The organism is Herbaspirillum sp. FG34 (genome assembly GCF_057809315.1).
Window position 1 is genome coordinate 376,699 of the sequence record NZ_JBMDJS010000002.1, and the last position, 13,985, is coordinate 390,683.

At 63.8% G+C, this 13,985-nt stretch carries 10 protein-coding genes; 1 reads left to right on the plus strand and 9 read right to left on the minus strand.

Going from position 1 to position 13,985, the window contains the following annotated elements; translation table 11 throughout:
• Nucleotides 1–18: 18 nt before the first annotated feature.
• The 9 genes from ftsB to ACODSZ_RS03845 form a co-directional block, all read right to left on the minus strand.
• Complete coding sequence (ftsB, locus tag ACODSZ_RS03805) at nucleotides 19–411, minus strand: cell division protein FtsB (RefSeq protein ID WP_175343825.1); 393 nt, start codon at nucleotides 409–411, stop codon at nucleotides 19–21.
• Between the two features lie 53 nt (nucleotides 412–464).
• Entirely contained in the window at nucleotides 465–1,748 is a 1,284-nt protein-coding gene (gene eno / locus ACODSZ_RS03810) for a phosphopyruvate hydratase (RefSeq protein ID WP_039785546.1), read from the minus strand.
• 114 nt (nucleotides 1,749–1,862) lie between these two features.
• Nucleotides 1,863–3,515 (minus strand): CTP synthase, encoded by a 1,653-nt coding sequence (gene pyrG / locus ACODSZ_RS03815; RefSeq protein WP_008329694.1) that lies wholly within the window; start codon nucleotides 3,513–3,515, stop codon nucleotides 1,863–1,865.
• Between the two features lie 179 nt (nucleotides 3,516–3,694).
• A complete protein-coding gene (locus tag ACODSZ_RS03820; RefSeq protein ID WP_175343824.1) occupies nucleotides 3,695–4,513 on the minus strand; it encodes an alpha/beta fold hydrolase in 819 nt (272 codons plus the stop codon).
• Nucleotides 4,514–4,629: 116 nt separating this feature from the next.
• A complete protein-coding gene (locus ACODSZ_RS03825) occupies nucleotides 4,630–7,119 on the minus strand; it encodes a DNA internalization-related competence protein ComEC/Rec2 (protein WP_175343823.1) in 2,490 nt (829 codons plus the stop codon).
• The gene (locus ACODSZ_RS03830) at nucleotides 7,119–7,925 is read right to left on the minus strand and encodes a TatD family hydrolase (protein ID WP_488927069.1); all 807 of its coding nucleotides are present in this window, start codon (nucleotides 7,923–7,925) and stop codon (nucleotides 7,119–7,121) included. Before ACODSZ_RS03830 ends, ACODSZ_RS03825 begins: the two co-directional genes overlap by 1 nt.
• A 318-nt stretch (nucleotides 7,926–8,243) precedes the next feature.
• Nucleotides 8,244–9,416 (minus strand): acetylornithine deacetylase, encoded by a 1,173-nt coding sequence (argE, locus tag ACODSZ_RS03835; RefSeq protein WP_008329703.1) that lies wholly within the window; start codon nucleotides 9,414–9,416, stop codon nucleotides 8,244–8,246.
• A 109-nt stretch (nucleotides 9,417–9,525) separates the two neighbouring features.
• Nucleotides 9,526–10,242, minus strand: coding sequence for a lipoprotein-releasing ABC transporter ATP-binding protein LolD (gene lolD / locus ACODSZ_RS03840; RefSeq protein WP_008329705.1), 717 nt, complete (start codon nucleotides 10,240–10,242; stop codon nucleotides 9,526–9,528).
• A complete protein-coding gene (locus ACODSZ_RS03845; RefSeq protein ID WP_175343821.1) occupies nucleotides 10,235–11,500 on the minus strand; it encodes a lipoprotein-releasing ABC transporter permease subunit in 1,266 nt (421 codons plus the stop codon). Before ACODSZ_RS03845 ends, lolD begins: the two co-directional genes overlap by 8 nt.
• Before the next feature lie 327 nt (nucleotides 11,501–11,827).
• On the opposite strand from ACODSZ_RS03845, the gene ACODSZ_RS03850 reads away from it, so the two are divergent.
• Nucleotides 11,828–13,951 (plus strand): ATP-dependent helicase, encoded by a 2,124-nt coding sequence (locus ACODSZ_RS03850; protein ID WP_488927070.1) that lies wholly within the window; start codon nucleotides 11,828–11,830, stop codon nucleotides 13,949–13,951.
• The last annotated feature ends 34 nt before the right edge of the window (nucleotides 13,952–13,985 follow it).

Below are 13,985 nucleotides of genomic sequence, written 5' to 3' on the forward strand. Positions count from 1 at the left end.
ACGACGCCGGACAGGCGCTCAACGCGCAGCAACGCGGGCGCTGGAGGCGGGCGCATTGACGGGAACGGAAACGCTGTTCGGCTGCCCGGAACCGGGCATGAAAGGATTTGGATTGACGGCAGGGGCAGGCTTGGTCGAATTGCCATCGAGCAGCTGGATGAAGACCTCGTTCTGCTTGATCATGCCCAGCTCGAAGCGCGCACGCTCTTCCACCGCCCCCTTGGACTGCTTCAGGTCGTCCACTTCAGAGGCCAGCTTGGCGTTGCGTTCCTTGAGTTCGTCGTTCTTCTTGTGCGCCAGTTGCACCTGGCGGTCGAGCTCCCAGACCTTGAACCAGCCGCCCTTGCCCAGCCAGAGCGGATACTGGATCACAACCAGCAGGAAGGACAGGCAAAGGATGATCAGGCGCATAGCCGGGAGCTCTCAATGCGGCGCCTGCCTTTGGGGTGGGCGCCGCAAGCTTCTTACTTCAGGTTGTAGAACGCAGCGCGGCCGGGATAGCTGGCGATGTCGCCCAGGTCTTCTTCGATACGCAGCAGCTGGTTGTACTTGGCCATGCGGTCCGAACGCGACATCGAGCCGGTCTTGATCTGCAAGGCGTTCATGCCAACAGCGATATCGGCGATGGTCGAGTCTTCGGTTTCGCCCGAACGGTGCGAGATCACCGCGGTGTAGCCGGCACGCTTGGCCATTTCGATGGCGGCGAAAGTCTCGGTCAGGGTGCCGATCTGGTTGATCTTGATCAGGATCGAGTTGCCGATGCCCTTGTCGATGCCTTCCTTCAGGATCTTGGTGTTGGTGACGAACAGGTCGTCACCCACCAGCTGGACCTTCTTGCCCAGGGTTTCGGTCAGCAGTTTCCAGCCGGCCCAGTCGTTCTCGGCCATGCCGTCTTCGATGCTGATGATGGGGTACTTGTCGCACCAGGACGCCAGCAGCCCCGTCTTCTGCGCCGGGGTCAGCACCATGTTTTCACCGGCCAGGTGGTAGTTGCCGTCCTTGTAGTACTCGGAGGCAGCGCAGTCCAGACCCAGGGCGATCTGAGTGCCCGGCTCGTAACCCGCCTTCTCGATGGCTTCGATGATCAGCTTGATGGCTTCTTCGTGGCTGGAAACGTTGGGAGCGAAACCGCCTTCGTCACCGACGGAGGTGGCCAGGCCGCGATCGTGCAGGATCTTCTTCAGGGTGTGGAACACCTCGGCGCCATAGCGCAGGGCTTCACGGAAGCTCGGTGCGCCCACCGGGATGATCATGAATTCCTGGATGTCCAGGTTGTTGTCGGCGTGGGCACCACCGTTGATGACGTTCATCATCGGCACCGGCATCTGCATGGAACCGCTGCCGCCGAAGTAGCGATACAGGGGCAGACCCGATTCTTCGGCAGCGGCCTTGGCCACGGCCATCGAGACGGCCAGCATGGCGTTGGCGCCCAGGCGGCTCTTGTTCTCGGTGCCGTCCAGATCGATCAGGGTGCGATCCAGGAAGGCTTGCTCATTGGCGTCCAGGCCCATGATGGCTTCCGAGATCTCGGTGTTGATGTTTTCGCAGGCTTGCAGCACGCCCTTGCCGAAGTAACGGCTCTTGTCGCCGTCACGCAGTTCGATCGCTTCGCGCGAGCCGGTGGATGCGCCCGAGGGCACGGCAGCGCGACCCAGCACGCCGGATTCCAGCAGCACGTCGCATTCCACGGTCGGATTGCCGCGCGAATCGATCACTTCGCGGCCGATAATATCAACGATTGCACTCATTCCAGATCTCCATCAAGGTTTTAAAAATGATTGGCGGGTGCAGGCCCGGTAGCCGGGGCGCCCATGTTGAAACGGCCGCCCGACGGCAGCCGTTTCATGCACCTGGCCGGCAGCTTATGCCTGGCCCTTCGACGCTGCGTGATGCGCCAGCGCCGCGCGGATGTACGAAATGAACAGCGGATGGCCGTCACGCGGAGTGGACTTGAACTCCGGGTGATACTGCACGCCGATGTAGAACGGGTGAGCGTTCTCGCCGGTGCGCGGCAGTTCCATGATTTCGCACAAGTCTTCGCTGGGCGTACGGGCCGACACGATCATGCCCGCCTCTTCCACGCGACCCAGGTAGAAGTTGTTGGCTTCATAGCGATGGCGGTGACGTTCGGTCACGCTGTCGCCGTAGATTTCGGCAGCCAGGGTACCCGGCTTGACCGCACAGGTCTGCGCCCCCAGGCGCATGGTGCCACCCAGGTCGGAGTTGGCATCGCGCCGCTCGACCTTGCCGTCATGGTTCTGCCATTCATCGATCAGGGCCACCACCGGTTGTTCGGTATCCGGATCGAACTCGGTCGAATTGGCCTTGGACAGACCGGCCTTGTTGCGCGCATATTCCAGCAGCGCTACCTGCATGCCCAGGCAGATGCCCAGGTAAGGCACCTTGTTTTCGCGGGCATAGCGGGCGGCGGCGATCTTGCCTTCCACTCCGCGCTTGCCGAAACCGCCCGGCACCAGGATGGCGTCGTACTTGGTCAGGCTGTCGGTGCCGTTGGCTTCGATCTCTTCCGAATCCAGGTACTCGATGTTGACGCGGCTACCGGTATGGATGCCGGCGTGGCGCAGCGCTTCGGTGAGCGACTTGTAGGACTCGGTCAGGTCGACGTACTTGCCGACCATGCCGATGGTGACTTCGTGCGAAGGATTGTTCTGCGCATCGATCAGCTTGTCCCACATCGACAGGTCGGCCGGCTTGGGCGACAGGCCCAGCTTTTCGCAGATGATGGTATCCAAACCCTGGTCGTGCAGCATCTGCGGAATCTTATAGATGCTATCGGCATCCCACACCGAAATGACGGCGTCAGCGGCGACGTTGGAGAACAGTGAGATCTTGTCGCGCTCGTCGTCGGGGATGCGGCGGTCGGCACGGCACAGCAGCGCGTCGGGGGAAATGCCGATCTCGCGCAGCTTCTGCACGCTGTGCTGGGTGGGCTTGGTCTTGAGTTCGCCGGCCGAGGCCAGGAAGGGAACCAGGGTCAGATGCACGAAGGCGGTGGCGTTGCGGCCGGAGCGCAGGCTCAACTGGCGCGCCGCTTCCAGGAAGGGCAGCGACTCGATGTCACCGACAGTGCCGCCGATTTCCACCAGCGCGACCTCGAAACCTTCGGCGCCGCGATGGATGAATTCCTGGATCTCGTTGGTGATGTGCGGGATGACCTGGACGGTCTTGCCCAGGTATTCGCCACGGCGTTCCTTGCGGATCACCGATTCATACACCTGACCGGTGGTGAAATTGTTCACCTTCTTCATCTTGGCCGAGATGAAGCGCTCGTAGTGGCCCAGGTCGAGGTCGGTTTCGGCGCCGTCATCGGTGACGAACACTTCACCGTGCTGCAACGGGCTCATCGTGCCGGGGTCGACGTTGATGTAGGGATCGAGCTTCAGGAGGGTGACTTTGAGGCCGCGCGATTCGAGGATCGCAGCCAGGGACGCGGCGGCAATCCCTTTACCCAGGGAAGACACGACGCCGCCAGTGACAAATACAAACTTGGTCATTACAGATGAGTGCCGAACGGCACATGCGGGAAATTCAAATTATACCCCAAATCCGGCTCGTTTTTTAAGCCTCCCTGCGATTAGTGTCTCTCCATCGACAATCTTGCAGCAGGAAAACATGCGCGGCCCCGCGCACTGGATTCTTGACCATCGTCCCGGCAAATTGGTTCATCTGCACTTCACTGGCCATGAAGCTGCCTGCCCTGCAACAGCTGCCCGATCATGCCGTGCGTGGCTTGGGCCGCCGCCACCGGGGATTCCATCGGAAACAGGTGGCCGCCGGCAATCTGGAGGAAGTTCGGTCCGACCAGCCGACGCGTGGCCTCCAGGCCGGCCAGACGGCACTCGACCGAATCGACGCCGCCCACGAAGCCTACCGGCACCGGATAGGTCTGGCGCGCCAGGCGCCCGAGGTGATGAGGAATGGTGCGATAGACCGCGGTTTCGGTCTCGCGCGAGAAGCGCAGGCGCACGCCCCCATCGGGCTGCGCCACCAGGCCATGTTGCAGATAGTCGCGCAGCACCTGCTGCGGCCAGGCCGCAAACAGGGACTTGGCGGCGTAGTGCCGGTAGGCTGCCTCCATGTCCGGCCAGTTGTCACGGCGGCGCGCCGAGGCCACCGAAGGCGAATGACGGCTTTCATACTTCAGCAACTTGGCCAGGCGCAGCAGCTGCGCGCGCCAGCCGGCCACGATGGGCGAATCCAGCAGTACCACGCAGCGCACCAGCGCCGGGCGCTTGCGCGCAGCCATCAACGCCAGGATGCCGCCCATGGAATGCCCTACCAGGATCACCGGTTCGGCATAGCTGCGCTCCAGTTCCTCACGCAGTTCGCGCGCCAGAGTGCGCCAGCCGTCGTCGACCGGAAAGCGTGGATCATGGGCGTGGATAGGCAAGGCGCGCACATCGTAGTGGGCACGCAATTGTTCGAAGAACATGCCGTAAGTCCCCGCCGGATAACTGTTGGCGTGGGCGAAATGAAGAATGGGAAGGCTCATGGACAGGCGCAGGCTAGGCAATGGCCGCAGCATAGCAAAACGGCTGACGCCGCGAGCGTGCTATTTTCCCGCATCGCGAAATGGAACGACAGGCAGGCGTCGAGCGCCTTGCCTGCTTACTGGCCGTACCAATACCGCGCATGTTGCTTGCGGTATTGATCCACTTGCAACTGATCCCCCAGCGTCATGGTCAGCGCGCCAGTTTCATCGGTGCGCAGGCGGCGGATGCCAAGACGACCATATCGCTCATAGACTTCCGGCTTGGGGTGATTGAAACGGTTGCGATAGCCGACCTGGAATACCGCCAGTTCCGGCCGCACCGCCCGCAGGAAGGGCTCGGTGGACGAGGTCCCGCTGCCGTGATGCGGTGCCAGCAGCACCGTCGAGGGCAAGCGGTCGGCCAGCGGACCGTTGACCAGTTCGTCTTCCTGCACGGCCTCGATATCTCCGGCCAGCAGCACCGACTGCCGCCCGATCTGCACCTTCAGCACGCAACTGCGGGCATTCGGACGCCATTTGTCGCTGTCATAGCTGGCCGCCTGCGGATGCAGGATGGTAAAGCCGATGCCATCCCAGTTCCACGATTGCCCGGCCTGGCAGCGTGTATGCGCGGGCGCGGCGCGCAGGATGGGGCTCTGTGGTGCCAGCGATGAATAGACGCTGTCCACCGGCAGATGCTTGAAGAGCGACACTGCCCCGCCGGAATGATCGTTGTCATTGTGGGAAATCACCACACGATCCAGATGATCGATACCGCGCGCACGCAGGTAAGGCAGGATCACGCGGGTAGCCCCGTCGGATTCGGCGGTGTAATACGGCCCGGTATCGTAGAGCAGGCGATGTCCCGGCGTTTCCACCAGCACGGCCATGCCCTGCCCGACGTCAAAGGCGGTCACGCGCATGCTGCCTTCGGCCGGTGCCACGGGCGCATTGAGCAGCAACGGCAACCAGCCGAACAGGCCCAGCCAGCGCACCGGCCAGCCGCGCGGCGCCAGCACCAGCAAGGTTCCCCCCAGGGCCAGCGCGAACATCCAGACGCCCGGCAGCGGCGTTTGCCACACCGCCCAGGGCATGGCATCAAGTACTCGCAGAAAATCGGCCAGCCACGCCAGCAGCTGGTGTGGGACCTGCAACACGAAGTGGGCGAGCAGTTCCGGCAGGATGCTGCCCAGCAGCGCCAGCGGCGTGATCACCAGCGAGACCAGAGGAATGGCAAGCGCATTGGCGATCGGACTGACCAGGGAATATTGCCCGAACAGCAGCACCGTCAAGGGCACCAGCCCCAGCGTGACGACATATTGGGCGTATCCCGCTTGCTTGATCCGCTGCAGCAGCGCCGACCACCAGTGCCTGCGCGAGGCCGCGGCAGCCATGGCCTGCGGCGGCTGCATGCGACCCACCGAGCCATAGAGCAGCAAGGCCACCGCCCCGAAAGACAGCCAGAACCCAGGCCACAGTACCGCCCAGGGATCGAGCAGCAAGACCAGCCCCAGAGCCAGGCACTGCACTACCGAGACGCGCACGATGCGGCCGCGCCAGAAGGCGACCCCGACCACGACCAGCATGTAGAAGGTGCGCTGGGCCGGCACACCGAAGCCGGCCAGCAGAACATAGAGGAAAGCCACCAGCATGCCCACGATCACCGCCACCTTCTGGGCCGGCAGGCGCAGCGGCAGTTGCGCCCCGGTGAAGAAGGAACGCCGCCACAGCCAGCTCGCCAGCCCGCCGCACAAGGCCGCCAGCATGGTGATGTGCAGACCGGAGATGGCCATCAGGTGGCCAATGCCGGTGCGATTGAAGACGGTCCAGTCGGCCTGGTTGATGCCACGCTGGTCGCCCATGACCAGCGCCGCGATCACCCCGGCATAGGGCGCATCGGGCAACGCCGCATGGATGCGATCGCGCAGCCAGCCGCGCGCGCTGTCGATGACGTGGGAAGGTGTCCAGACGAATTCATCGACGCGCCGGTTCAGCGCCGTGAGCGGCGCGCCCGCCGCCGCCGGACGACCAACGACATAGCCGGTGGCACGCACATCGTCCTGCAGCAGCCACAGTTCGTAGTCGAATCCGTCGGGATTGGCATTGCCGTGCGGACGCTTGAGGCGCACCTGCAACCGCCAGCGTTCGCCGGGGCGCAGGTCGGGTACGGCCAGCCGGGGCGGGGCGAGCTGCTCGCCATCTTCGGACGGCAGCTGGTAACGCTGGGTGCCATACCAGGACAGCGCCAGCCGGGGCGGCACCGGCGGCTTCACGCCCCCCTGCAGCACCACCTGCTCCACGTCGAAACGGAAACGCACCCCCTGCTCGTTGTGGACGGGCAGATCGGCGACGGTACCAATGACGGTGATGTCCTTTCCTTCCCAGGCTGTCGGCAAAGCCTGGTCGAGGTAATAGAGCGCAAACGAGGCGGCCCACAGGAAACCCAGCCAGGCGCCGCAGGTCAGCAACAACGGCACCCGCAGGAAAGGCTGCCAGAACTTCCAGGCAGTCAAGGCCAGCAAGGCGGCCAGCACCAGGCCCACGGCATACCACTCGGTCCCGGGCAACTGGCCCTGCACCTGCAGCAAGCCCACGCCGACGGCAAATCCGATGATCAGCGCGCGCATCAGAGGTGCAGTCCCGCATGGGCCAGGCGCGGCAGCGCGGCCCGGGCATTGGCCGTGGTGGCGGCGGCGATCTCGTGCACGGGCAATTGGCGCAGCCCGGCCAGGACTTCAGCGATGCGCGGGATCTGGTCCGGCGTGTTGATGTCGGGATGGCGCCAGGCCGGGGAAATATCCGGCGCGTCGGTCTCCAGCACGATGGACGACAAGGGCAATTCGGCGGCCAGGCGGCGAATCTGCAGCGAACGCGGGAAGGTCATGGCACCGCCGAATCCCAGGTGCAGCCCCAGTTCAACAAAGGTCCGGGCCTGCTGGTCGCTGCCATTGAAGGCATGGGCGATGCCGCCCGGCACGCGGATACGGCGCAGGTATTTGAGAATGATGTCCTGGGAGCGCCGCACATGCAGCAGGACCGGCAGCGCGAACTCGCGCGCCAGCTTGAGCTGCTCGGCGAAGAAGAATTCCTGCTTGTCGCGCAGCGGAGCCTCCTTCAGGGCTGGTACGAAGAAATCCAGCCCGATTTCGCCAATCCCTACAAATAGCGGATCGTCCAGCGCCTCGGCAATGGCCGTGCGCAGCGTGTCCAGATCGCTTTCTTCGGACGTGGGCACGTAGAGGGGATGGATGCCCAGCGCATAGACGGCGTTGCCGACCTCGCGCGCCAGTCGGGCGACCTCCCGGAAGTTCACCCGCGCGATGGCCGGGATGACGATGACGCGCACGCCAACCTGCGCGGCCTCGGCAGCGATGGCAGCGGAACGGGCGCCGAATTCCCCGGCATCGAGATGGCAGTGCGTATCAACCCACATGTGCTGGATGGCTTGGCGAAAATCGGAAAGACCGGCCCGGCGGGCAACGGCTCCGGATGACGACACCCGCAACAGGGGCCGCGACCGCATGGCTCAGCCAGGCTGATCCGGCTCGCTTCCCCCGAAGCGTCTTGTTGTTTCAACAGCATAGCCGGTTGGCACCGGCTTCGGAGACGGCAGTTTACCGTCTAACGCGCTCTTGCAGGGATTAACAATCGTAAAGAATGACGGCAGCAGGCGCGCAGCACCATGAAAAAAGGACGCGATCGCTCGCGTCCCGCGTCCATGGCTGTCGAGCCTGGCTGATCCTGTGTGCGATCAGGCCGGCTGCAAGGACTTGCCCAGCTTGCGCAGGAACTGCTCGCAGCGTTCCATCTGCGACAGCGTCACGAACTCGTTGGGCTTGTGGGCATTGCCGATGTCGCCGGGACCGCAGACGATGGTCGGAATGCCGATCTGCTGGAACAGCCCCGCCTCGGTACCATACGCCACCTTGCGGGTTTCACGGTCGCCCGTCAGTGCGCGTACCAGTTCGGTGATGGCTGCCTGCTCCACCGCTTCCAGCGCCGGGCTGCCGGCGAAGTTGTCGATCTCCACGCGGGCGTCCGGGAACTCGCTGCGCATCTTGGGCAACAGCACCTCGGCGATGTACTTGTCGATCCGGGCCTGGATGTCGGCCACGCTCATGCCGGGCAGGTTGCGGAATTCGTAAGTAAATTCACATAGCTCAGGGATAGTATTGACCGCGATACCGCCACGGATCTGATTGGTGGTCATCGTGCTGAAAGGCACATCGAAGAATTGGTCATAGGGGCCATTGGCCTTGTAGCCATCGGCGAAATCGCGGATGGCGCAGATCAGGCGCGCGGCATGCTCGATGGCATTGCAGCCCTGCGGGGTCAGCGAAGAGTGCGCGGACTTGCCGTGTACCTTGCAGGCGAACACGTTGATGCCCTTGTGCGCTACCACCACGTTCATGCTGGTGGGCTCACCGACCACGCAGCCATCGACCTTGATGCCGCGCTTGACGATCTCTTCCAGCATCACGGGAGCGCCGATGCAGCCGATTTCTTCATCATAGGAGAACGCCAGGTGAATAGGCTTCACACGCGGCATGGCCAGAAATTCCGGCACCAGCGCCAGCGAGGTGGCTATGAAGCCCTTCATGTCGCAGGTACCGCGACCGTACAGGCTGCCCTCCTTTTCGGTCAGCTTGAAGGGGTCGGTATCCCATTTCTGGCCATCCACGGGCACCACGTCGGTATGTCCGGAGAGCACGATCCCGCCCTCGGTGCTGCCGGCATCGGGACCGGCGGTAGCGGGCAAGGTGGCGAACAGGTTGGCCTTGGTCTGCTCCTTGTTGTGCGCCAGCCAGGAGGAGATGCCCTGCTTTTCCAGGCTGTCCCGCACGGTGGTGATCAGTTCCAGGTTGGAATTGCGGCTGGTGGTATCGAAGGCGACCAGGGTCTCTAGCCATTGGCGGGTGTTCATTGTCTTGCTCCAGTTTCCATCTGTATCTGTTCAGGTATTCGTGTCTTCAAAAGCATACCGCCGTCTCCAAAAGACGGCGGTATCAAGGGCATAGCTTACCCGGAAAGCCTCAAGACTGCTGACCGGCCGCCTTGAGCCCCTGGTCGGACAGTCGCAGCACGCGTGCGCAACGCCCGGCCAGCTCGATATCGTGGGTGACGATGACGAAGGCCGTACCCAGCGTACGCGAGAGTTCGATCATCAGTTCGAAGGTGCGATCGGCGGTGCTGCGGTCGAGGTTGCCGGTCGGTTCGTCGGCCAGCACGCAGGCCGGGCGCGTGACCAGCGCGCGCGCCAGCGCCACCCGCTGGCGCTCGCCGCCGGAAAGTTCACCCGGCCGGTGCGTCACGCGTTGCGCCAGGCCGACCTTGTCCAGCATCTCGCGGGCCTGTTCCTGCGCCTCGGCACGCTTGATGCGGCGGATCATCAGCGGCATGGCCACATTGTCCAGCGCAGAGAATTCCGGCAACAGGTGGTGGAACTGGTAGACGAAGCCCAGCGACTGGTTGCGCAGGGTTCCGCGCTCGCGCTCGCCCAGGCTGGCGAAATCCTTGCCCAGCAGGCTCACGGTACCGCTGCTGGGGGTATCGAGCCCGCCCAGCAAGTGCAACAGGGTCGACTTGCCGGAACCGGAGGCGCCGACGATGGCGACCTGCTCGCCATGGTAGACGTCGATATCGACATTGCCCAACACCTTCACGGAATATTTGCCCTGGGTGAAGGTCTTGCCCAGCCCGCGCGATGAGAGCACGGCCTGGCGGTTCTTGATCGGATCAATATTATTCATAGCGCAGCGCCTCCGCCGGTTTGACACGGGCCGCTGACCAGCTCGGATAGAGCGTGGCCAGGAATGCCAGCACAACGGCCAGGCCGCCGATGGTGGTGACATCCGACCAGATCAGCTCGGACGGCAATTCGGAAATCACGTAGATGCTCTTGGGCAGGAACTGCACATGGAAAGCACGCTCGATGGCCGGCACCAGCACATCGATGTTCAGTGCCACCAGCACGCCCAGACCGACCCCGGCAGCCGTACCGATGAGGCCCACCAGTGCGCCCTGGATCACGAAGATCTTCATGATGGAACCGGGAGAGGCCCCCAGCGTGCGCAGGATGGCGATGTCGGCCTGCTTGTCGGTCACCGTCATCACCAGCGTGGACACCAGGTTGAAGGCCGCCACCGCGATGATGAGGGCGAGGATGATGAACATCATGCGCTTTTCGGTCTTCACGGCCGCGAACCAGTTGCTGTTCTGCTGCGACCAGTCGCGCAGGTAGAGGTCGCCGGTGAGAGTGTGGGCCAGTTGCTGAGTCACTTCCGGGGCCTGCAGCATGTCGCGGATGCGCAGGCGCACGCCGGTAGGGGCATCCATGCGGAACAGGGTCTCGGCATCCTTGATGTCGATGAACGCCAGCGACGAGTCGAATTCATAATGGCCGGCCTCGAAGATGCCGGTTACGGTGAACTGCTTCAGGCGCGGCAGCACGCCCGCCGGGGTCACCTGCCCCTGCGGCACGATCAGCGTGACCTTGTCCCCCAGGCCCACGCGCATGCCGCGCGCCAGCTCGCCGCCGATGACGATGTTGAATTCGCCGGGCTTGAGCGAATCGAAACTGCCCTGCTTGATCTGCCCGGCCACGTCGGACACCTTGCGCTCTTCTTCGGGCAGCACGCCGCGCACCATGACGCCGCGCAGGTTGTCGTCACGCGTCATCATGCCCTGACCGGACACGTAGGGCGCCGCGCCCAGAACTTCCGGGTTCTGGAAGGTCTGCTTGGCGACGGCCTGCCAGTCGTGCATGGCACCGGAAGCGTCAAACACCTCGATATGGGGCAGCACCGACAACATGCGATCACGGACCTCCTTCTGGAAGCCGTTCATCACCGACAGCACGACGATCAGCGCGGCCACGCCCAGCCCGATGCCGGCCATGGAAATGAGGGAAATGAAGGAAATGAAACTGTTGCGACCGCTGCGCTTGCCGGCCCGCGTGTAGCGGATACCGACCAGCCATTCGAACGGCAGGTTTTTAATCAGACTCAAAATTGCTCCGGGAGAGGGCCTGCACAATGTGCCACCAGTCGCCTCGCGCCCCAGGCTAGGGGCGCAATGCTCCGGCCGCACGCCAACACGGGCGAAGACAAAGCGCGAAGTTTGCCACAGTTTGGACCGACGGCCCATCCCTGGCCCTCAGCCGCCTGCTCGCGCCTGACCCGTCGGTCGCCCGCCGTGATGTCTATAGATTCACTTCCACGGCAGAGGTTCGCGCTCAGTGACTTCATATAAAAGCACTTCCTGATGTTGCATCATGAACTGGTTATATATACAGTATCTGCTTGCGCCCCCTCGCCCCTCCGGATTTCCCGCACCATGCCACCCGAACTCGCCCAGGACGTCCCCGACACCAGCAGCCCGCCCAGCGGCGAGCGCGATCCGTTTGCGCGCCTGAACGCGCAGCAGCGCGAGGCGGTCGAGCACGGCAGCAAGCTTCCGCCGGCACAGCAGCTGCCGCTGCTCATCGTGGCCGGCGCCGGTACCGGCAAGACCAATACCCTGGCGCACCGCGTCGCCAGACTGATCCTCGATGGGGCCGACCCGCAGCGCATCCTGCTGCTGACCTTCTCGCGCCGGGCGGCCGCCGACATGGGCCGGCGCGTCGGCCAGGTGATCCGACAGGTCCTGGGGCTCGCGCCTGCCGACAGCCCGCCGCAACTGCCCTGGTCGGGCACCTTCCACGCCATCGGCGCGCGTCTGCTGCGCGAGTACGCGACCGTCATCGGATTGGAAGAAGACTTCACCATCCAGGATCGCGGCGATTCGGAAGACCTGATCGGCCTGCTGCGCCATGAGATGGGGCTGTCCTCGACCGACAAGCGTTTTCCGCTGAAGGCGACCTGCCTGTCCATTTATTCACGTGCGGTCAATACCCGGCAAGACCTGGGCACGGTGCTGCAAACCCAGTTCCCCTGGTGCCGGGAATGGGAAAGGCTGCTGGGCGAACTCTTTACCCGCTATGTGGAGGCCAAGGAAGCCCAGCATGTGCTGGATTACGACGACCTGCTGCTGTTCTGGGCCGACATGCTCTCGGACCCAGTGATCGCGCAGTCGGCAGGCGCGCGCTTCGACCACGTGCTGGTGGATGAATACCAGGACACCAACCGCCTGCAGGCCGAGATCCTGCAAAGGATGAAACCGGATGGCGCCGGTGTGACCGCCGTAGGCGACGATGCCCAGTCCATCTATTCCTTCCGGGGCGCCACGGTGCGCAACATCCTCGACTTTCCCGAACTGTTCACGCAGTCGGCGCGGCTGTTGACGCTGGAACAGAACTATCGCTCCACGCAGCCCATCCTGCAGGCCTCCAATGCGGTCATCGCCGATGCGCCGGAGCGGCACCTCAAGCAGCTCTGGAGCGACAAGCCTTCCTCGCAGAAGCCGCAACTGGTGGTGATCCCGGATGAGGCCGAACAGGCGCGCTGGGTGGCCAACCGCATCCTGGCGCATCGGGAAGAAGGACTCACGCTGAAGTCGCAGGCGGTGCTCTTCCGTACCGCCACCCACAGCGCGGCGCTGGAACTGGAACTGGTCCGGCGCAACATTCCCTTCGTGAAGTTCGGCGGCCTCAAGTTCCTGGAAAGCACACACATCAAGGACCTGCTGTCCCTGCTGCGCCTGGCCCACAATCCCAGTGGGCGGATGGCGGGCTTCCGGGCGCTGCAACTGATCCCCGGGGTCGGTCCCGCTACCGCCAGGAAGGTGCTGGACCTGATGGCCGGTGCCAGCGACCCGACCGACGCGCTCCTGAACTTCAGCGCGCCCTCCGGCATCGCCTTGCAATGGCAGGCCTTTGCCGACACCTATGACCTGATGCGTCGCGCCAGCGCGACCTGGCCGACCGACCTCCAGGCCGCGCGCGACTGGTACCTGCCGCAGCTGGAACAACGCTACGAGGATGCCGACGCCCGCGCCGCCGACCTCGAGCAGTTGACCGCGCTGGCCAGGGGCTATGCCTCGCGCGAGAAATTCCTCACCGAACTGACCCTGGACCCGCCCGAGGCCAGCAGCGATTTCTCCGGCCCGCCCTATCGCGACGAAGATTACCTGACGCTCTCCACCATCCACTCCGCCAAGGGCCAGGAATGGCGCTCGGTCCATGTACTGAATGTGGTCGACGGCTGCATTCCGTCCGACCTGGCCACCGGCAGCGAGGCCGAGATCGCCGAGGAACGGCGTCTGCTGTACGTGGCCATGACACGCGCCAGGGAGTATCTGCACCTGGTGGTACCACAGCGCTTCTACATCACCCAGCAGACGGCGCAGGGCGAGCGCCACATCAACGGCATCCGCAGCCGTTTCATCACGCCGCGCATGCTGCCTTTCTTCGAGGACAGCCTGTGGTTCTCGGCCGAGACCAATGGCGCGCGCACGCCCATGCCCGACAGCGTACGCATGCTGGTACGACAGCGCGCCAAAAACGCCTGGAACAAGCAATGACACTGCCTTGAAGTGAAGCTTTGTGCAGTCGACG